Below are 20874 nucleotides of genomic sequence, written 5' to 3'. Positions count from 1 at the left end.
TATTTAAGCAATAAAAAACAGTTATTTTTTTAGTAGTATTTACAATAACTATTCTCTTTATTTACCATTATTTACAGATTCGTCAATATTTGGATTAGCATCAATTTCTGCTTGAGGCACTTTCAATACAAATCTTTTATCGTCCGGTGCAAGATTTACAACAATTCTATGATTTGAAGATCTTGTAATTCCTCTTCTTAATCGCTTAGCATCAAACCATTCAACACCATTCTCTCCATACATTTCTTTTCTTCTCTCAATAAGAATTTCTTCTAGTAAAGCAGATCCCGTATTAGTTGATTTTACAGCTGCTGCATCACGGTTCTTTTGCAATGTAAATAATAAATCATGCGCAGCCGTAGTTTTTCCTTGATTATATAAAGCTTCTGCTTCGATTAAAATCATTTCAGGATATCTAATGATTGGCACATCAGAACCAAAATTAAATTTAAATTTAGTTGTAGTATATGATCTCCAGTCATTTTGAGGCATTTTTGTAAACAATTTTCTAACGTCTGTATTAGAGAATAAGTTAACAAAATTACTATTTACATAGGTTGTTCTATAACCAGTTGTTGTAAAGTCTGTGAAAGGGAAAATAGCAGTATAATAATATGCAGACTGATCATCACTTTGTGGGGATGCAAAAAGCCAATCAGTATTATTCATTTCATTGAATCCATTTCCATACTGAGAAGCATTAAGAACAGCTGCCGGATTACCTCCATAGGCATTATGAGCAGCTTGCTCAGCCTTTACCCAATTACCCATCACCTGATATACTTGTGCTTGAAGAGCATAAGCTACTTCTTTATTCATGTAAGATTTATCTATTCTATCATAAGAACCTAAAGCTACAGCTTTATCTAAATCAGATAAAATGAACTCATACATCTCTTTCATTGTAGACATTGGTCTACCTTCTAGAGAACCACCTTCTCTATATATTGGAGGTGCAGGTAAGTTAGGATCAAACGTATAAGTTTGTTGAAATTCTAAACTTAGTTGAAAATACAGAAATGCTCTATAGGCATAACCTTGTGCTAAGAATGCATTCCTTTCATCCTCTGTCATATCAGCTTTACTATTCTTTACTCCTTCAATAAATAGAGTAAATCTACTTGCTAATTCATAAGGAAACTGCCAGCTAAATAAAGTTCGTCTATAAGTTGGTTCTCTGTTAGTCTGCTCATAATCACTTCCAAACCAATTATTAGATTGAATAAGATCATTACCTTTTAAACTTCTTGTAAAGAAAATTGATCCTAAGTTTGCCGTATCTACACTTGTATATTGACCTCTTGACTGTCTGATAATACCTGCCATAACAGCGGTAATACCTTCCTTAGAACCAAATGCCACCTGCTCACTAACCAGATCTGTAGCTGTTGGATTATCCAAAAAGTCATTTGAACAACCTGTCATTCCCAAAGAAGAAGCTACAACACCTATTATTAATATTATTTTTTTCATTGTTAATTAAATTTAGAAAAATTAGAACCCAAGTTTAAATCCGAAAGAAATAGTTCTAAGGTTATATGATCTATTATTCACAGTACCAGCAAAAGACTGTTCTGGATCAATCCCTTTATGAGACTGCCATGTCCAAAGATTATCTGCTTGAACATATAATCTAAAATCACTTATTCCTAACTGTTCCACATGTTTACGAGGGAAATTATATCCTATCGTAAGAGCCTTTAATCTTATATAATCATTTTTAAATAACCATCTACTTGAGGTACTACTAAAATCATTTTGTGTAGAAGTAAGAACAGGAATATCAGTAATATCACCTGGGTTTTTCCACCTCCCATCAATATCTGCTGATATTTGTCTTCCTGGGCTATCTGCAACAAGTAAATTAGCGTATTGAGTATCTAAGATATATGATCCAAAACTAAAATTAAATAAGAAATTCAAATCAAATGATTTATATTTAAAATAGTTTGAGAAACCTCCTTGAATATCTGGTAATGCACTTTTTTCACTGAAGTATCTTGTTGCCTCTCCGTATACTTTAGTTGTTGTTTTTCCTGTTATATTTCCATTAGTATCCTTAACATCTTTATACCACATCATATATCCATCATTAGGGTCAACACCTGCATAGTCCTGAATCCAAAAATCATATAAGCTTCTTCCCACTTCCCATCTCTTTGTTCCACTTACGAAATTTCCTCCTTCCAATTCTTTGATTTTATTTTTATCAAATGAAAAGTTAAGATTAGTGGTCCAGGTAAAGTTTTCATTTCGAATGTTTGTTGAATTAATTCCAAATTCCCAACCATAGTTTTCAATTTTCCCAGTGTTAAGGAGAATAGATGAAAATCCTGTTGATGGTGAAAGTGGTTTAGGATATAACAAATCAATTGATTGCTTTTTATAATAATCAATTGTTACATTTACTCTTTTAAACAGTTCAAAATCAGTTCCAATATTTAATGAAGACGTCGTCTCCCATGTTAGTCTCGGATATCTAGTATTTACCATATATATTCCCGCCTGATCCAGGTTAGAATATCCTGTGTTATATCCATTTACATAAGGAAAGTATTCAGAAGAAATCGTACCCTCAGAGTTGGCGGCATTTTGGGCGTTTAGCGTACCATTATTTCCTAACTCACCATAAGAACCTCTGAATTTTAAATAACTAACAATATCATTCTTAAAGAAATTTTCTTTTGATACAACCCAAGAACCTCCAATTGAATAATAATCACCCCATCTTGTATCTGCGGAGAACCTTGAAGAACCATCTTTTCTATATGATGCTTCTAAGAAATATTTATTTTGATAGTTATAAGCAAATCTTCCTAAAACAGAAACAATTCTATCTTTGGATAAGTTTCCTGAAACACTTTCTGGTTTTGTTGAGCCGGAATGATAAAATACGTTTGGTAAAAATCCTGTGGATTGTGTACCAATTGGAGAATAGTCAAGCTGATAAGCTTCAAAAATACCATCTACATTGAAATTATGATCTCCAAATGATTTCTGATAATTTAAGATATTCGAAACGTTAATTGTCTGTGTAATATCTCTATTTGTACTTACCCTACCGCTTACATTAGCAGCAGCTCCATACAAACTGTTATTATATTGATAACCATCAAATGTATACATTTGATATCCAACCAATAATTTATTTTTTAATCCTTTAAAGATTTCAGCTTCAAGATACCCTGATAGGTTCAGATCATATCTCTTATTATTAATTTTATTATTGAAAAATACACCTGGTACATTTTCATTATTGAAAACAGGCCTATTTTCATTCAGCCCATTTCCATTTGCTCCATAATCATATATAGGCGCACCATTGCTATCAAGCATTAAATGTCCGGTCTGATCTCTTCTATAGACAGGATAAATCGGAGCTACGTTATAAATCCATTGGATAGCTGATGTAAATGAATTACCTGACTGTGTAGGATAATTTTGTGAAGATACAGCAAAAGATGTATTAACACCTGCTTTCAACCAACTCATCACTTGAGACTCTAAGTTAAGTCTTGTTGTAAATCTTTTAAAATATGAACTTACAACCGAGCCTTCTTGATCTAGATAATCTGTAGAAAAGAAATAAGTTGTGTTCTCACTACCTCCTTGTAATGTTAATTTGTAATCATTTCTCACAGATGACCTGTTCAAAATTTCTTTTTCCCAATCTGTATTCCATAACAATTGAGATCCAGGTACAATTTTTCCATCAAGTCCAACAGGATTCCCAGTACCATAAGGGTTATATCCTAGAGTTGGAATTAGGTTATTTGTAGCATAGGTAGCAGCTACATTAGGCGCATCACCGACTTTAATTCTAGAATTTCTTAAAGCTTCCCAATACAATTCAAGATAATTTCCTGCATCAACAAATTTATACATGTTTACAGCAGGAGAAGAAAATCCTGTTTGAGCTGAAAACTCTAGACGAGGAGCTTGATTCTTTCTACCTTTTTTTGTATTAATTAGAATAACTCCGTTTGCCCCTCTAGAACCATATAATGAAGTTGAAGAAGCATCTTTAAGCACGTTGATAGATTCTACTTGATCTTGGCTAATAGAGTTAATGTTTCCATTAAATGGAACTCCATCAAGAATAATTAAAGGGTTAGTAGAAGCGTTGATAGATGCTGTACCTCTAATTTTAATCAGTGGATTCTCTCCAGGCTGGCCGCCAGAACTAATCAACTGAACCCCAGGTACACTTCCTTGGATAGCTGAAGTAACAGATGTCAGCTGTTGAGTTTCAAGTACTTTTTTATCAACAACGGAAACAGACCCTACAAGAGCCTCTCTTTTTTGCTTACCAAAAGCTACAACAACAACCTCATCGATTTTAGTAGTGGCTGTATCTTTTGCTTTTTGTGCAAAAGAAGCCTGTCCCAAAAAGAACAATGCCCCTGCACTTAGTACACGTAGTTTAACATTCATATTAACAAATTTTAATATATTTTAGTGGCAAATATGTTAATAAATATTAACACTAGCAAATTTTAGATACATAAATAGCTCAATTCCATTCATAATACAACAAAAACACCCCCTTCAAAACAGAAAGATCCATAATATTTACTCAAATTAATTATTAAAAATAAAAAATAACAGTTTTAAAAAGGCGTTTAACAATTAATTATTCGATACAAAAAAAATTATTTATAATTAATCTAAATTATAATGATGCTAGTTTTCAGCTAAATACACATTCAAAAGCAAAAAAATATTAACCTATTTTAGCAAAACACAAATTTTTATATAACATCTAACTGCTTCTCATTTTTATCCAAAAGCACTATCTGACAGCTCTTTACATAAAAAGGAGATCTATTTCCAAAAAAGAATTATTTTAACATATCATCATATTAATTTTCATCCTTAGATCTACAACAGAAAAGATTTAAAAATGCATACAAACAAAATAAGCCGTCCCAATGAGACGGCTTATTATTTATATTTATCTGAATATTACTTCAGCTTTTTCTTAACAGCTACTTCTTCATAAACTTCAAGAATATCTCCGATTTCAATATCATTGTATCCTTTCAAGTTCAATCCACATTCGTAACCTTTTGTTACTTCTTTTACGTCATCTTTGAAACGCTTCAAGCTTTCCAGCTCTCCGTCAAATTTAACAATACCATCTCTTAACAAACGCACCTTAGACTGTCTTGTAACTTTTCCGGTAAGGACCATACAACCTGCAATTGAACCAACTTTAGAAATCTTGAATACTTCACGGATCTCTACGTTACCAATTACCTGCTCCTGAATTTCAGGAGAAAGCATTCCTTCCATTGCTTCTTTTACTTCGTCGATCGCTTTATAGATTACAGAATAAGTTCTGATTTCAATCTCCTCACGGTCCGCAAGCTCTTTTGCGTTAGCTCCAGCTCTCACATTGAATCCAATGATGATTGCATCTGATGCTGCAGCTAAGTTGATATCAGATTCTGTGATCTGTCCTACACCTGAATGAAGAATTTTCACACTGATCTCTTCTGTTGACAATCTTTGTAACTGATCAGAAAGTGCTTCTACTGAACCATCCACGTCACCTTTAAGGATAATATTCAATTCTTTGAATTCTCCTAAGGCAATACGTCTACCCAATTCTTCAAGTGTTGTATGTTTTTTCGTTCTGATAGAAAGTTCTCTCTGAAGCTGCTCTCTCTTATTCGCAATAGCTTTACCTTCACTTTCGTCAGTATAAACGCGGAATTTATCACCTGCTGTAGGTGCACCGTCTAAACCTAAGATTGTTGCTGGAATTGAAGGTCCTGCTTCCGCAAGATTTTTCCCTCTTTCATCAAGCAAAGCTTTTACTTTACCATGGTTTTTACCAGCTACTACATAGTCACCTACTCTTAAAGTTCCGGTTTGCACCAACATTGTTGCTACATATCCTCTTCCTTTATCAAGAGAGGCTTCAATCACAACTCCGTTTGCTGAACGATCTGGGTTAGCTTTCAACTCAAGCATTTCTGCCTGTAATAAAACTTTCTCCAATAACACATCTACATTATTACCGAATTTAGCAGAAATTTCCTGAGCCTGAACATTTCCTCCCCATTCTTCAACCAAAACCGGTGGATTTAGTCCGGAAAGTTGCTGACGGATATTATCAGGGTTTGCATTTGGCTTATCTACTTTGTTGATTGCGATAATCATTGGTACTCCAGCAGCCTGAGCGTGAGCAATCGCCTCTTTTGTTTGTGGCATTACATCATCATCGGCAGCAATTACGATAATTGCTATATCCGTGATTTGAGCACCTCTTGCTCTCATCGCTGTAAAAGCTTCGTGACCTGGTGTATCTAAGAACGTAATTCTCTGACCATTTTCCAGCTTCACATTATAAGCTCCGATGTGCTGGGTAATACCTCCTGACTCACCAGCAATTACGTTTGTTTTTCTAATGTAATCCAGCAATGAAGTTTTACCGTGGTCAACGTGCCCCATTACAGTAACTACCGGTGCTCTTGACACTAAGCTTTCTTCAGTATCGATTTCATCTTCTGCATCTGTATCTTCAAGATCTGCATCAGAGAATTCAATTTTATAACCGAATTCATCTGCTACTAATAATAAGGTATCAGCTTCCAGCCTTTGGTTCATGGTAACCATTACCCCAAGTGAGAAACAAGCAGAAATTACTTCTGTTGGAGACACGTTCATTAAGCTCGCTAATTCTCCCACTGTAATAAATTCTGTTACCTTAAGCGTTCTGTCTTGCGCTTCAAGCTCCTGCTGACGTTCGTCCTGTTCTCTACGGAAAGTTCTCTTATCTTTTCTATGTTTTGCAGATTTAGATTTTCCTCCTTTATTGGTAAGTTTTTCTAAGGTTTCCTTGATCTGGTTTTTAACTTGTTCGTCAGTTAATTCAACTGGCATAACTCTTTGACCAGGTCTGTTGTTTTGACCCCCTTTCTTAAATCCGCCACCTTGGCCACCTGGACGGTTTCCTCCCTGGTTATTTCCAAAACGGTTTCCTCCCTGGCCACCTTGACCCTGTGGACGGTTACCTTGTCCACCCTGTCCCTGGCGGTTTCCACCTTGGCCACCACCATTATTGTGTTGACGGTTTCCGCCTTGGCCGCCCTGATTATTTCCAGAGTTCTGATTGTTTCCGCCTTGGCCTTGGTTGTTCTGACCTCCACCCGGTTTTTCAATCCTCTTTCTTTTCTTTTTAGCACCAGCACCTGGTTTTGGTGCAAATTGAGTTAAGTCAATTTTTTCACCTACGATCTTAGGACCGTCCAGTTTCTGATAAACAGTTTCAATTTTTTGAGGTTCCTGATTCTCAGGTTCGGCTTCCACTTTTGGAGCTTCTATTTTTTTCTCTTCTACCACTGGTTTTGGAGTTTCTTTTACAGGTTCAACCGGTTTCTCTTCTTCTTTTTTCTCCTCCATTTTTGGTTTGTCTTTTTTCACAGGTCTATTTCTAGATTCTATCTGAGACAAATCAATTTTATCCAAAACTTTAAATTCCTGCTTTTCAGGAGCTGCTTTTACTTCCGGCTCTTCTTTCACAATTTCTTCTTTCTTTTCTTCCACCGGTGTCGCTACAGGAGCAGCAGGGGTTTCTTCAACTTCAGGTTTAGCAGGTTCCAAATCTATCTTACCTAAAATCTTAGTTTCTGGTTTATTTGCTTTAGCTCTTATCACTTCAGGGGTTTTCTTCTCTTCAATTTCCAGTTTTTCTTCCGGAACTTTAGTGATAACCACCTCATGGGAAGCCTTTCTTTGTTCGCCATCTTTAGCAAACTCAGCTTCCAATGCAGAATATGCCGATTCTTCCAATTGAGCGTTAGGATTGCTTTCAACCTCGAAACCCTTTGACTGTAAAAACTCTACTAATCTGGACATCGAAATGTTGAATTCCTTAACCGCTTTATTTAATCTAATTTTTGGCATCTATATTATTTACTGTTTTTTAATTTTTAAAATTAAAGTATTTCCTTTTTACTGTTTTATTAAGATTTATTTACATCTTAATCTTCAAATTCTTCTCTCAGAATACGCTTAACCTCTTCAATTGTTTCCTCTTCAAGGTCAACCATATTTAAAAGACTCTCAGTTTCTTTATCCAATACTGATTTTGCAGTTGTAAGTCCTACTTTCTTAAATTCATCCAAAATCCACTGCTCAATATCGTCATTGAATTCTTTCAATTCAACATCGTCATCCTCGCTGGACTCTCTGTAAACATCAATCTCATATCCTGTCAACCAAGAAGCCAGTCTGATATTCTGACCTTGCTTTCCGATCACTTTAGAAATCTCTTCAACCGGAGTATACACTAATGCATAATTAGTCTCCTCGTTGATTTCAATTTTGTTGATAGTAACATTACCTAAAGCTCTCTTCACCAAGATCTCAGGGTTTTTAGACCACTGAATAACATCGATGTTTTCATTTCTCAATTCTCTTACTACCCCATGAATTCTGGATCCTTTAACACCCACACAAGCTCCTACAGGATCAATTCTGTCATCATAAGCATCTACTGCGATCTTCGCCTTTTCTCCCGGGATTCTCACTACTTTTTTCAAAATAATAGTTCCATCCTGGATTTCAGGAATTTCCAGCTCTAATAATTTCTCAAGGAATTTAGGTGCAGTTCTGGAAATAATAATCTGCGGTTTTGAACCTTTAAAATCTACTGTCTCAACAATAGCTCTGATATTCTCACCCTTTTTAAAGAAATCGGATGGGATCTGGTTTTCTTTTGGTAAAATGAATTCGTTTCCTTCGTCATCTAACAGGATTACATGTTTGTGACGGATGTGGTGGATTTCTCCTACAACGATTTCACCAATTTTATCTCTAAACTGCTCATACAGCATCGCATTATTATGCTCCTGAAGTTTTGTAGCCAGGATCTGCTTTAAGGTAAGAATATTTCTTCTTCCTAGCTGAGCAACTGGAATTTCCATTGTAAAGTCTTCACCTACTTCGAAGGTAGGATCAATCTTCTTTGCTTCAGAAATTTCAATTTCCAGATCATCGTCTTCAGACATTTCGTCCTCTACAATTGTTTTATTTAAAAATATCTGAAAATCTCCTTTATCCGGGTTTACAATCACATCAAAGTGGTCATCTGAATCGAATCTCTTTCTCAAAAGAGTCTTCAGAGAATCTTCAATAATTGCCATAAGATCAATCTTACTGATCCCTTTTTCGTCTTTAAAATCACCAAAGGATTCAATCAACGCTATATTATCCATCTATTCTTTTTTCTTTTTTAAAATTTAATTACTACTAATGCCTTTTTGATCTCAGTGTAAGGAATTTCTTTTTCCTCTTCCACATCCACCTTCCCTTTACCGATATCTTTCGGTTTACGGTAACGTAAAATAAGAGTGATCTTCTCTTCATCTACTTTTGACAATTCCCCTTCAATTTTAGAAGAATCCTCCAGCATCACCTCAATCTCTCTTCCTATGTTTTTATTGAACTGTCTTGGTGTTACTAATGGTTCGCTTAATCCTGCAGACATCACCTGAAGGCTGAAATCATGTTCTTCCCGATCCATATTGAATTCTATAGCACGGCTTGCATCAAGGCAGTCCTGCAAAGAAACTCCATTATCACCATCTAAAATCACTGTAATATCATCCCCTGCAGAGATCTTAAGCTCAATAAGAAAAAGATCTTTTCTGGTCTCAAGGAATTCATTTAATAATTCTTCAATTCTTTTTTTAAACTCCATACATTCTTTTATCTTGATTTACAGTACGAAAAAAGGCTTTCTTGCGAAGCCTTCCCATTTTTTCCGTAAATCCATTGCAAATATACGCTTTTTTTCCAAAAATGCAAAATTATCTTATTATCAAGCAAATAGAACAGAATTCATTTACATTAAATTAAAGAAGCAGATGAAGGTATTTTTATTATTTTTGTCTTTGAATTTAAAAAACAAACATTTTGAATATAACGATTGTAGGAACAGGTTATGTGGGATTAGTTACAGGAACTACTCTGGCAGAGCTTGGCAATTCAGTATACTGTGTTGATATTGATGAAAAAAAAGTAGAAGGTATGAAAAACGGCATTGTTCCCATCTATGAGCCGAACCTTGAAGAAATGTTTCTTAGAAACATTCAGTCTGAAAGATTGTTTTTCACTACCAATTTAAAGGAAGCTTTAGACAAAAGTGAAGTAATTTATCTCGCATTGCCAACCCCTCCCGGAGAGGATGGTTCTGCAGATCTGTCATATGTACTAAAGGTAGCAAACGATATTGGAGAACTGATGACCGAATATAAGGTTATCGTTAATAAAAGCACAGTTCCTGTAGGTACTGCAGACAGAGTAAGAGAAACAATATCTTCTAAAACAAAGATTCCTTTTGATGTTGTTTCCAATCCTGAATTTTTAAGAGAAGGTTTTGCTGTTGAAGATTCTATGAATCCTTCAAGAGTAGTGGTTGGAGCCAGCTCTGATAAGGCTAAAGATATTATGGCTAAAATCTATCAGCCATTTACCAATACAGGGATTCCCATTATTTTCATGGATGAGAAATCTTCTGAGCTCACAAAATATGCTGCCAACTCATTCTTAGCAGTAAAGATTACTTTTATGAATGAAATTGCCAACTACTGTGAAAAAGTAGGGGCTGATGTAGATAAGGTAAGACTGGGAATGGGCAGTGATGACAGAATTGGCCACAGATTCTTATTTCCGGGAATAGGATATGGCGGAAGCTGCTTTCCTAAAGATGTAAAAGCCCTTATAAAATCAGGAAAACAGGAAGATTTCAACTTCCAGATCCTGGAAGCTACAGAAAGTGTAAATACTTCACAAAAAGTAATTCTTGTCTCTGAAATTGAAAAATACTTTGGTGGAAATATTGAAGGAAAAAAGATCGCAATGTGGGGACTTGCCTTCAAAGCCAACACAGATGATATCAGAGAAGCTTCTTCTTTAGATAATATTGCTCTTTTATTGAAAAAGGGCGCAATAATTGTAGCCTATGATGCTGTTGCTGAAACTAATGTTCAAAAAGTTCTGGGAGACAAAATTCAATATGCTAAAGGAATGTATGATGCATTGGACAATGTAGATGCCTTATTTATTGCTACAGAATGGCCTGAATTCAAAAACCCCAATTTTGAGCTTATGGCTAAAAAGATGAAAAATAAGGTAATTTTTGACGGAAGGAATATGTATCCTTTAGAAATTCCTGAACAAAACGGATTCTATTACAAAAGTATAGGCAGAAAAACAATTACAAAATAAAGAAAAGAAATGAAAAATATCATTATTACGGGAGGAGCGGGATTCATCGGATCCCATGTTGTGAGAGAATTTGTAAAAAACAATCCGGAAAGCAAGATCATCAACCTTGATGCATTAACCTATGCCGGAAATCTTGAAAACCTGAAGGACATTGAAAATGAACCTAATTATGTTTTCGAAAAAGCAGACATAACAAAACCTGAAGAATTAAGAAAAGTTTTTGAAAAATATAACCCGGATGCAGTTGTTCATTTAGCTGCAGAAAGCCACGTTGACAGAAGCATTACAGATCCGATGGCTTTCATCAATACTAATGTAAACGGAACGGCAAATCTACTTAACCTTTGCAAAGAATTCTGGACGTTAAATCCGGACCACACGCATGGAAGATTCCCGGATGAAAAAAGAACCAACCTTTTTTACCATGTTTCCACCGACGAAGTATATGGAAGTTTAGGAGAAACAGGATTTTTCCTTGAAACCACTTCTTATGATCCGCAATCTCCATACTCTGCATCAAAAGCAGCTTCAGATCATTTGGTAAGAGCCTATGGCAATACATACGGCATGCCGTTTATTGTTTCAAACTGTTCAAATAATTACGGACCGAATCACTTTCCGGAAAAATTAATTCCGCTTTGTATTTCTAACATCATTAATGAGAAACCTTTACCTATTTATGGTGATGGAAAATACACAAGAGACTGGTTATTTGTAATTGACCATGCAAGAGCAATTCACCAAATATTCAATGAAGCCAAAACCGGAGAAACCTATAACATCGGCGGATTCAATGAGTGGCAGAATATTGACCTGGTAAAAGAACTGATTAAGCAAATGGATGCTAAATTAGGAAGACCTGAAGGGTATTCTGAAAAACTGATCACTTTTGTAAAAGACAGACCAGGTCATGATAAACGTTATGCTATTGATGCCAATAAATTAAACAAGGATTTAGGCTGGAAACCATCCGTAACATTTGAAGAAGGATTAGGTAAAACGATCGACTGGTATCTTGAAAATAAGGAATGGCTGGAGAACGTAACCAGTGGAGATTATCAAAAGTATTACGAAAAACAGTATAACTAATGAGGTATATTGTTTCTTTTCTTTTTGTCATATTTTCTTCTTTTGCTACTGCTCAGGAGCTTCCCTCTCCGCCAGCTATGGCTGATTTATCTAAGCAAAGGTTGATAGACGAATTTATAGAAGCATCTCATTACAAAGAGGCATTGATCAATTATGCCAAGGAATACCTAGAGTTAAAAATGTTCGACTACAGTGTAGAACCTCCTAAACAAAATTTAACCAAAGAACAGATTTATACAATCGTCAAAAATTTCAATTTTGATGATTTTAAAATTTCATTATATAGTTCATTCTCATTGATATCAGAGGAAAATTTAAATGCGCTGATCAGGCTGCATAAAAGTATTGGCGGCCGGTTATCAAAAAACAATTCGGTATTTTTGATAACTCCTGCTATTGATTTAAATATTAAAAATCAGATGGACTATGCAATAGAGAATATCAAATAATAAGAACGATGAAAGGAATAATATTAGCCGGAGGATCCGGAACAAGACTCTACCCTCTAACCATTGCTGTAAGTAAGCAATTGATGCCTGTTTATGATAAACCGATGATTTACTATCCGTTATCCACCTTACTGTTAGCTGGAATTAAGGATATCCTGATTATCACTACCCCTCATGACCAGGCTGGATTTATTAAATTGCTAGGTGATGGCTCACAGATTGGCTGCAATATAGAATATGTAGTACAGCCTAGTCCGGATGGACTGGCACAAGCCTTTATTCTGGGCGATAAATTTATTGGTAATGATCCGGCCGCACTTGTTTTAGGAGACAATATCTTTTATGGCTCTGAAATGGGGACTTTATTGAAAAACAAAACCAATCCGGATGGAGGTGTTGTTTTCGCTTACCACGTTGCCGATCCGGAAAGATATGGCGTTGTAGAGTTTGATGACAACTTCAAAGCTGTTTCTATTGAAGAAAAACCTTTACAGCCGAAATCTAACTATGCCGTGCCAGGATTATACTTTTACGACAACAATGTAGTGGAAATCGCTAAAAATATAAAGCCATCTGAAAGAGGAGAACTGGAAATTACCGATATCAACAATGTTTATCTGAAAAATGAAAAACTTGAAGTGGGTGTTCTGGACAGAGGTACAGCATGGCTGGACACAGGGACTTTTGATTCCCTTCATGATGCTTCAGAATTCGTAAGTGTTATTGAAAAAAGACAAGGTTTCAAGATTGGATGTATTGAGGAAATTGCTTTCAGAAATAAATTCATCAACGAAGAAAAATTACTGGAAACAGCGGCTAAATACGGTAAAAGTGGCTACGGCCAGTATTTGAAACAACTTGTTGGTCAATAATCCTATCATTTATAATCTTACAAACTATTGGCTTTATAGCCAATAGTTTTTTGCTCATAATAACAAATATCAATATATTAGTTGTTATTTTTTAGTTTATGTAACCAATAAATTACAAACTAAGAAATCCGGTAAGAATAATTATTATAAATTTGTAAAAACTTACACAGATGAATGAACCACAGCAAAAGTGGACAGAAACCATTGAAGCAAATCATTCCTTATTTGATTTAAAACTCAAGGAAGTATGGCGATATAAAGATCTTATTTACATGTTTGTAAAGAGAGACTTTATATCCAGTTTCAAGCAAACCATTTTGGGACCAATTTGGTTTTTTATCAATCCTATCTTCACTACAATTACTTATCTGATTATTTTCGGAAGATTCGCTAAGCTTCCCACAGACGGAGCTCCCGGCATCATATTTTATCTTTCAGGAGTCACTTTATGGAACTATTTTTCCGGGGCACTGCTAGGCACTACTGCAACGTTTACAGGGAATGCCAGTATCTTTGGCAAGGTGTATTTTCCAAGACTGGTAACTCCCATCTCAATTGTCATTTCAAACCTGATGCGTTTAAGTGTTCAATTCCTTCTCTTTCTGATTGTTTGGGGATATTACCTCATCAACAATGAAATTTCACCCAACTGGTGGGTTTTAGCAACTCCTTTTTTACTAATCCTTATGGCCCTTTTTGCATTGGGGGTTGGAATGATATTTTCAGCACTTACTACAAAATATAAGGATTTAAGTATGCTTTTAGCATTTGGGGTAAGCTTATATATGTATGCTACACCGGTCATCTATCCTGTATCTATGCTTCCCGGATATTTTAAAAAGCTTGCAAAATTCAACCCATTAACGGGTATTTTTGAATGCTTTAAGTATGGCTGGCTAGGTGTGGGAGACTTTTCTCCGGTAATGCTGGTTGCCAGTACTGTTATCATACTGGTTCTTCTGGCAGTAGGTGTTATTACCTTCAATAAAGTGGAGAAGACCTTCATGGATACAGTATAATTGAAGACAAAACACTAGATTAAAAATTTAAAACACGAAAACATGTTAGCTTTAAAAGCGGAAAATATATCAAAACAATATCGTTTGGGTGAAGTGGGAACCGGAACTCTTTCCCATGATCTTAACAGATTTTGGCATAAGCTAAGGGGAAAGGAAGATCCTTACTTAAAGATTGGTGAAGCCAATGACAGAACAACAAAAGGCGATTCTGATTATGTATGGTCTCTTCGTGATGTTAATTTTGAGATTAACCAAGGAGATGCTGTTGGGATTATAGGTAGAAATGGTGCAGGAAAATCTACTCTTCTTAAACTTTTAAGTAAAGTAACCAAACCTACTACCGGAAAAATTTACACCAACGGAAGAATCGCTTCTTTACTAGAAGTGGGAACAGGATTCCATCCAGAAATGACTGGTCGTGAGAATGTATTCTTAAATGGAGCCATTCTAGGAATGACAAAAAAAGAAATTAAACGTAAATTTGATGAGATTGTTGATTTTTCAGGGGTTGAAAGATATATAGATACCCCTGTAAAAAGATATTCTTCAGGAATGTATGTACGTCTTGCTTTTGCTGTTGCCGCTCACCTGGAATCCGAAATATTAGTTGTAGATGAAGTTTTAGCGGTAGGAGATGCAGAGTTTCAGAAGAAATGTTTGGGAAAAATGGGAGATGTTACCAAAGGAGAAGGCCGAACTATTTTGTTTGTAAGTCATAATATGGCTGCTATAAAAACACTTTGCAACAATGGTATTCTATTGGAAAAAGGAATGGTGAAATATTCAGGAAATATAGATAAATGTGTAAGCTATTATCTCGGAAATTCCAAAGAAAATGAATATATAAAAACCTTTGACATTGGAAGTGAGAACGTTAGAATCCAACGAGTTACTGTGAAAAATTCTGACTCAGATGATTTTAAGAATCTATATGAAAATCAAGCAATAGAATTAATAACAGATATCAATGTTCTTTCAAATACGCCAGAAAGATATCATCTGACCTATGTTTTGAATAATGAACAAGGAGAACCTCTTTTTTCTCTTTCTCATTTTGAACAATTTGGATTAAAACCTGGACATAACAAAATAAAATGTACTTTCCCAGCAAAATATTTCCAATCTGGTAATTATTATTTGAGTTTATACATTATTGAAGATAGTTTGAGAGCAGATTTTATTGAATCTGATATATTTACATTTATAGTTGAAGATACTCCAAGGGAATTAGGCGACTGGATGGGACGTGAACCCGGATATATCCGCCCAACCTTCAACTGGACCTTAGATTAAAATTAAAAAGATGAAAGATTTATTACAAAAAATAGCCAACAAAGTAGGATATACAATCATTAAGAAAGACACTTATGATAATATGGTCCAAAAAAGTAAAAAAGCAACAGTTATAAATGAAAAAAACGACCTGCTAAATAAGTTTTATGCAACATTGAAAGCCTTAAACTTTCAACCTAATTTTATTGTTGATATTGGGGCTAATACCGGAACATGGACAAGAGAAGCATTAAAACAATTCCCAGACTCTTCTTATCTTCTTATAGAACCACAGGAAAAGCTTTCAGCCAATTTCCACGACTTGCTGCAAAATCCTAAAATAAAATATTTACCTGTGGGGGTTGGAAATAAAAATGATATCTTAAAATTCACAATAGTTGATAGAGACGACAGCTGCTCTTTTATTTATTCAGAAGAGGAAGCTGCCAGAATGGGATATGAGCAAATTGAAGTTCCCATAAAAACTCTGAGTTCAATTATCAAGGAAAATAATTTTGATTATCCTGATATTGTAAAAATTGACGCTGAAGGCTTAGATCTGGAGGTGATTGATGGTGCCTCCGATTTATTTGGAAAAACAGAAGTGTTTATGGTAGAGGCAGGCGTTCAGGTTAAGGTTTACAAAAACACTTTACTGAGATTAGTCAATAAAATGGACGAAGTAGGATATGAACTATATGACATTACAGATTTGAACAGACCGCTTGACATTCCTGTTTTATGGCTTGTAGAACTTGTCTTTGTAAAAAAAGGAGGTAAACTCACTCAATTTCCTATAAATCTATAGTCATGATTCCTGTAACACAACCTTTCCTCCCGCCCAAGGAAGAATATGAAAAGTATTTAGACGGTATTTGGAAAAGAAACTGGCTTACCAATATGGGACCATTGGCCAGCCAATTGGAGATGGAACTAAAGGAACATCTAAAAATACAACATCTTTTATTCGTCACAAATGGTACGGTAGCTATACAAATGGCGATTAAAGCATTAAACATTACAGGAGAGGTCATTACGACCCCATTCTCATTCATTGCAACCACAAGTTGTATAGTTTGGGAAGCTTGTACTCCTGTTTTTGTAGATATAGATCCTAAGAGCTTATGCATAGATGCCACCAAGATTGAAGATGCCATTACAGAAAAAACAACAGCGATCCTCGCCACTCATGTTTATGGTAATCCGTGCGATGTAGAAGCTATAGAAATCATTGCCAAGAAACATAATTTGAAGGTAATTTACGATGCAGCTCATTCTTTTGGAGTGGAGGTCAATGGAAAATCTATTTTTGAGTATGGAGATATTTCCACATGTTCATTACATGCTACAAAGCTCTACCATTCAGTTGAAGGTGGTTTATTGATTACCAAGGAGCCTGAGCTCCTGAAGAAACTAGCATATATCCGAAATTTTGGTATTTCGGGATATGATTCCTTTTCAGAACTTGGGATCAATGGAAAGAACTCCGAGTTTCATGCTGCCATGGGACTTGCCAATCTGAAATATATTTCTAAGATACACAATAAAAGAAAAGCTTTGGCAGAGCTGTATGATGAAAAGCTTAAAACCCTAAAGGCATTCAAACCCCTTTGGCATTCCAATTCCAAAGAAAACTATGCTTACTATCCTATCATTCTGGAAAGTGAGGAACTTCTTTTAAAATTGAAAAAGGAAATGGACAGCCAAGAAATATTTACCCGAAGGTATTTTTATCCAAGCCTGGCTTCTGCCTTGCCGTATTTACCTAAATTGGAGCTTCCAGTTACTGAGGACATTTCCAAAAGATCCCTATGTCTTCCATTCTATTATGATTTAACTTTTGAAGAAGTTGAGTTCATTGCCAGACTTATGTTAAGAATCCAAAATAATTAGTATGAAAGTAGCCATAATGCAGCCTTATTTCATGCCTTATATTGGCTACATAAGCCTTATAAAGCATTCTGATGTGTTTATATTATTCGATCCGGTACAGTTTATCCGGCATGGATGGATAGAAAGAAACCGGATTCTTAAGCAGAATGAGGGATGGTTATATATACAGGTTCCATTATTAAAAAGCGGAAGAGACACTCTGATTCAGGATTGTCTGATAGACAATTCAAAGGACTGGAAAAACAAAATTTTGTCTCAATTACAGATCTACAAAAAAAAAGCACCCTATTATTACAAGACCGTTCAATTAGTCAATGAAATATTTGAAGGTGAGTATGACACCATCACCTCTTTAAACAAGACCTGTCTTGAGAAAGTATGTACATATCTTGGATTCCCAAAAGAATTGCCCATATTCTCTCAAATGGGTATGGAAATAGAAACACCCAATGATCCTGATGAATGGGCTCTGAATATATGTAAAAAGCTGGAGGGTGATATTCACTATATCAATCCAATAGGCGGACTTGAATTTTTTGATACAGGAAAATATACCAATAACAATATTGAGATATCATTTCAAAAAATGATTCCCGTACATTATGATCAGCAAAGACAGCCTTTCGAATATGGCTTGTCCATCATTGATGTGATGATGTATAATTCTCCCGAAGAAATCAATAATATGTTGGACCAATTTGAACTGATTAAATGAACAATAAAGCAATAGGAGGATATTTTGAGCTTGAAATACCTTGTAAAAAGTCAAGCTATGAGAGTGATAATTTCATTGCTCTCAATTCTGCAAGGAATTGCCTTGAATATATTCTTCGTGCTAAAAAAGGATCAAAAATCTATCTTCCTTATTATACCTGTGATGTCATTTTAGAACCTATTGAAAAATTAAATCTTGATTATGAGTTCTATGATGTGGATTTTAACCTGGAACCTTTATTTGACTATTCAAATATAAAGCAAGATGAATTCTTCTTATATACTAATTATTTTGGTATCAAAGACAGCTTCATCAATACATTGATTCAAAGAATTCCAGAGAATATCATTATTGATAATGCCCAGGCTCTTTTTTCTCCTGTAGTAACGAGTATTAGTCAGTTCTATTCCCCCAGAAAATTTGTTGGCGTTGCTGATGGCGGTTTTTTATATACAGATAAAAAATTAGATCAGGAATTTGAAAAAGATGTAAGCTATCAAAGAATGAGTCATCTATTAAAGAGAATAGACTTATCTGCTGAGCAAGGCTATACTGATTTCAGTGAAAATGATAAATCCTTAGAAAATCAACCTATCAAAAGAATGTCTAACCTTACGGAGAGAATATTATCAGGCATTGATTATCAGAACATAAAGAAACAAAGAAAAGAGAATTTCCTGTTCCTACACGAGACACTTAAGAAGAAAAACCTTCTTTCAATTGAATTATCTGATGATTCGATTCCCATGGTGTATCCTTTCAGAACACATGACGAGAATCTTAGACAAAAACTTATCAATGAAAGAATTTACTGTGCAACTTATTGGCCCAATGTCTTTAATTGGTGTGATGCGGATAAGAATTCTTATATTATAGCAAAAGAAATCATAGCTCTACCAATAGATCAGAGATATTCAATTAATGACATGAAAAAAATATTGGAATGTATAATGTATTAATAAGACCTCTTGTTAAAGAAGATGCATTGACATCATATCAATGGAGGAATGATTCTGAAATATGGAAGTTTACAGGATCCAGACCCAACATAACCGTAACTCAGGAGGTAGAATCTGAATGGATTGAAAAGGTGCTTAAAGACGACAGCAGCAAAAGATTCGCTATTTTATGTGATGGAGAATACATTGGGAATGTACAGCTTACCAATATCAACAATGATTCCGCAGAGTTTCATATCTTCATCGGGAAAAAAGAGTTTTGGGGAAAAGGGATCTCTCAATTGGCCACTTATCAAATATTATATTATGCTAAAGAGGTTTTAAAGCTTAGTGAGGTTTACCTTTTTGTAAGGCCTGAAAACATAGCTGCCATAAAATCTTATCAAAATAACAATTTCACCATTACAGAACGGGATCATGAACACCTGAAAATGTCATTATCATTATCTGACCTTCCCAATACTACCCTAAGTGTTTTCATCATGGTATATAATCATGCTGAATATTTGAAAGAATGTATTGACAATATATTAAACCAAAAGACTGACTTCAATTATGACATCGTCGTAGGTGAAGATTGCTCAAAGGATAACTCCAGAGAAATTCTTCTTAATTATCAAAAATTATATCCCGGAAAGTTTAAACTTCTGCTCCATAATCAAAATATTGGTGCTATGAAGAATCAATATGAAACATTTAAAAACTGCACGGGTACATATATAGCTATTTGTGAAGGCGATGATTACTGGACAGATCCATTAAAACTTCAAAAACAAGTAGATTTCTTAGAAGAGAATAAAGATTTTATTCTCTGTTTTCACAAAGTAAAAATATTAAAACCAACCGGTGAACTCGTAGATGATTTCATAACTAAGGTTCCTGAAAACTTCGAACTTAGAGAAACATTAGCAATAAAACTAAATTATATACATACTCCATCAGTACTTTTCAGGAATGTAATACAAAACGAAATAGATAGCATAGAGTTTAAAAACTCACCTATCGGGGATTATTTCCTTTATATGATTTTGACAAAGTATGGTAAAATAGGCTATCTGGAGGATTCTATGGCTGTGTACAGATATGGGGTTGGTATATTTAGTTCTTTAAATAAGATTAAACATATCAGGGCCAATATATTATTATTTACCAATCTATACTCCTATGAAAAAGACCCTGTCATAAAAGAGTTTTTTTATAAACATCTTCAGTATGCACTTTCATTGATAGATGAAGAATTCCAGAAAAACGATAGAATTATCAATTCAAGAAGGCATAAATTAGTTGAAAAGATATACAAATTTTTGAAAAAGTAAAATCCTCACCCAACCTAATAAGCCTATATTTTACATAAAAAGAAACGGT

The 20874-nt window shown here is 34.8% G+C and carries 16 protein-coding genes; 11 read left to right on the top strand and 5 right to left on the bottom strand.

Annotation, left to right across the window (positions count from 1 at the left end):
* Positions 1 to 57: 57 nt before the first annotated feature.
* From EG339_RS07295 to rimP, 5 genes are all read right to left on the bottom strand, one after another.
* Positions 58 to 1473, bottom strand: a complete 1416-nt coding sequence (locus EG339_RS07295; RefSeq protein WP_123869636.1) for a RagB/SusD family nutrient uptake outer membrane protein — start codon at positions 1471 to 1473, stop codon at positions 58 to 60.
* Between the two features lie 21 nt (positions 1474 to 1494).
* Positions 1495 to 4434: a SusC/RagA family TonB-linked outer membrane protein gene (locus EG339_RS07290; protein WP_123869635.1), complete on the bottom strand. Its 2940-nt coding sequence runs from the start codon at positions 4432 to 4434 to the stop codon at positions 1495 to 1497.
* 531 nt (positions 4435 to 4965) lie between these two features.
* The gene (gene infB / locus EG339_RS07285) at positions 4966 to 7914 is read right to left on the bottom strand and encodes a translation initiation factor IF-2 (RefSeq protein WP_123869634.1); all 2949 of its coding nucleotides are present in this window, start codon (positions 7912 to 7914) and stop codon (positions 4966 to 4968) included.
* Between the two features lie 77 nt (positions 7915 to 7991).
* A complete protein-coding gene (gene nusA / locus EG339_RS07280; protein ID WP_002982960.1) occupies positions 7992 to 9227 on the bottom strand; it encodes a transcription termination factor NusA in 1236 nt (411 codons plus the stop codon).
* A gap of 17 nt (positions 9228 to 9244) precedes the next feature.
* Positions 9245 to 9712 carry a ribosome assembly cofactor RimP gene (rimP, locus tag EG339_RS07275; RefSeq protein WP_123869633.1) on the bottom strand — a complete coding sequence of 156 codons (468 nt, stop codon included), beginning with the start codon at positions 9710 to 9712 and terminating at the stop codon, positions 9245 to 9247.
* A gap of 215 nt (positions 9713 to 9927) precedes the next feature.
* Here rimP and EG339_RS07270 point away from each other — a divergent pair, with 215 nt between their 5' ends.
* The 11 genes from EG339_RS07270 to EG339_RS07220 all read left to right on the top strand — a co-directional run bounded on the left by EG339_RS07270 (position 9928) and on the right by EG339_RS07220 (position 20825).
* Entirely contained in the window at positions 9928 to 11241 is a 1314-nt protein-coding gene (locus tag EG339_RS07270) for a UDP-glucose dehydrogenase family protein (protein WP_123869632.1), read from the top strand.
* A 9-nt stretch (positions 11242 to 11250) separates the two neighbouring features.
* Positions 11251 to 12330: a dTDP-glucose 4,6-dehydratase gene (rfbB, locus tag EG339_RS07265; RefSeq protein ID WP_123869631.1), complete on the top strand. Its 1080-nt coding sequence runs from the start codon at positions 11251 to 11253 to the stop codon at positions 12328 to 12330.
* Positions 12330 to 12779: a hypothetical protein gene (locus EG339_RS07260; protein WP_123869630.1), complete on the top strand. Its 450-nt coding sequence runs from the start codon at positions 12330 to 12332 to the stop codon at positions 12777 to 12779. Before rfbB ends, EG339_RS07260 begins: the two co-directional genes overlap by 1 nt.
* Positions 12780 to 12787: 8 nt before the next feature.
* A complete protein-coding gene (gene rfbA / locus EG339_RS07255; protein ID WP_123869629.1) occupies positions 12788 to 13651 on the top strand; it encodes a glucose-1-phosphate thymidylyltransferase RfbA in 864 nt (287 codons plus the stop codon).
* A 170-nt stretch (positions 13652 to 13821) separates the two neighbouring features.
* Positions 13822 to 14670, top strand: a complete 849-nt coding sequence (locus EG339_RS07250) for an ABC transporter permease (RefSeq protein WP_123869628.1) — start codon at positions 13822 to 13824, stop codon at positions 14668 to 14670.
* Positions 14671 to 14712: 42 nt separating this feature from the next.
* Complete coding sequence (locus tag EG339_RS07245) at positions 14713 to 15963, top strand: ABC transporter ATP-binding protein (RefSeq protein ID WP_123869627.1); 1251 nt, start codon at positions 14713 to 14715, stop codon at positions 15961 to 15963.
* 10 nt (positions 15964 to 15973) lie between these two features.
* Positions 15974 to 16750, top strand: a complete 777-nt coding sequence (locus tag EG339_RS07240) for an FkbM family methyltransferase (protein ID WP_123869626.1) — start codon at positions 15974 to 15976, stop codon at positions 16748 to 16750.
* Between the two features lie 2 nt (positions 16751 to 16752).
* Positions 16753 to 17835 (top strand): DegT/DnrJ/EryC1/StrS family aminotransferase, encoded by a 1083-nt coding sequence (locus EG339_RS07235; RefSeq protein WP_123869625.1) that lies wholly within the window; start codon positions 16753 to 16755, stop codon positions 17833 to 17835.
* A gap of 1 nt (position 17836) precedes the next feature.
* Entirely contained in the window at positions 17837 to 18550 is a 714-nt protein-coding gene (locus tag EG339_RS07230) for a WbqC family protein (protein ID WP_123869624.1), read from the top strand.
* A complete protein-coding gene (locus EG339_RS07225; protein WP_123869623.1) occupies positions 18547 to 19509 on the top strand; it encodes a hypothetical protein in 963 nt (320 codons plus the stop codon). The genes EG339_RS07230 and EG339_RS07225 overlap by 4 nt, the downstream gene beginning before the upstream one ends.
* Positions 19494 to 20825, top strand: coding sequence for a GNAT family N-acetyltransferase (locus EG339_RS07220; RefSeq protein WP_123869622.1), 1332 nt, complete (start codon positions 19494 to 19496; stop codon positions 20823 to 20825). Before EG339_RS07225 ends, EG339_RS07220 begins: the two co-directional genes overlap by 16 nt.
* Positions 20826 to 20874: the final 49 nt, after the last annotated feature.

The sequence above is a fragment of the Chryseobacterium bernardetii genome (genome assembly GCF_003815975.1).
In the GTDB taxonomy this organism is placed as follows: Bacteria; Bacteroidota; Bacteroidia; order Flavobacteriales; family Weeksellaceae; genus Chryseobacterium; species Chryseobacterium bernardetii.
Note: the sequence above shows the minus strand (reverse complement) of the source record. Positions and strands in the feature narration are given on the sequence as shown.

Coding starts and splice junctions, on each gene's coding strand:
- EG339_RS07290 (WP_123869635.1), bottom strand. CDS start 4,434: ATGAATGTTAAACTACGTGTACTAAGTGCAGGGGCATTGTTCTTTTTG.
- EG339_RS07245 (WP_123869627.1), top strand. CDS start 14,713: ATGTTAGCTTTAAAAGCGGAAAATATATCAAAACAATATCGTTTGGGT.
- EG339_RS07250 (WP_123869628.1), top strand. CDS start 13,822: ATGAATGAACCACAGCAAAAGTGGACAGAAACCATTGAAGCAAATCAT.
- EG339_RS07225 (WP_123869623.1), top strand. CDS start 18,547: ATGAACAATAAAGCAATAGGAGGATATTTTGAGCTTGAAATACCTTGT.
- EG339_RS07240 (WP_123869626.1), top strand. CDS start 15,974: ATGAAAGATTTATTACAAAAAATAGCCAACAAAGTAGGATATACAATC.
- EG339_RS07235 (WP_123869625.1), top strand. CDS start 16,753: ATGATTCCTGTAACACAACCTTTCCTCCCGCCCAAGGAAGAATATGAA.
- EG339_RS07260 (WP_123869630.1), top strand. CDS start 12,330: ATGAGGTATATTGTTTCTTTTCTTTTTGTCATATTTTCTTCTTTTGCT.
- infB (WP_123869634.1), bottom strand. CDS start 7,914: ATGCCAAAAATTAGATTAAATAAAGCGGTTAAGGAATTCAACATTTCG.
- nusA (WP_002982960.1), bottom strand. CDS start 9,227: ATGGATAATATAGCGTTGATTGAATCCTTTGGTGATTTTAAAGACGAA.
- EG339_RS07220 (WP_123869622.1), top strand. CDS start 19,494: ATGTATAATGTATTAATAAGACCTCTTGTTAAAGAAGATGCATTGACA.
- rimP (WP_123869633.1), bottom strand. CDS start 9,712: ATGGAGTTTAAAAAAAGAATTGAAGAATTATTAAATGAATTCCTTGAG.
- rfbB (WP_123869631.1), top strand. CDS start 11,251: ATGAAAAATATCATTATTACGGGAGGAGCGGGATTCATCGGATCCCAT.
- rfbA (WP_123869629.1), top strand. CDS start 12,788: ATGAAAGGAATAATATTAGCCGGAGGATCCGGAACAAGACTCTACCCT.
- EG339_RS07230 (WP_123869624.1), top strand. CDS start 17,837: ATGAAAGTAGCCATAATGCAGCCTTATTTCATGCCTTATATTGGCTAC.
- EG339_RS07295 (WP_123869636.1), bottom strand. CDS start 1,473: ATGAAAAAAATAATATTAATAATAGGTGTTGTAGCTTCTTCTTTGGGA.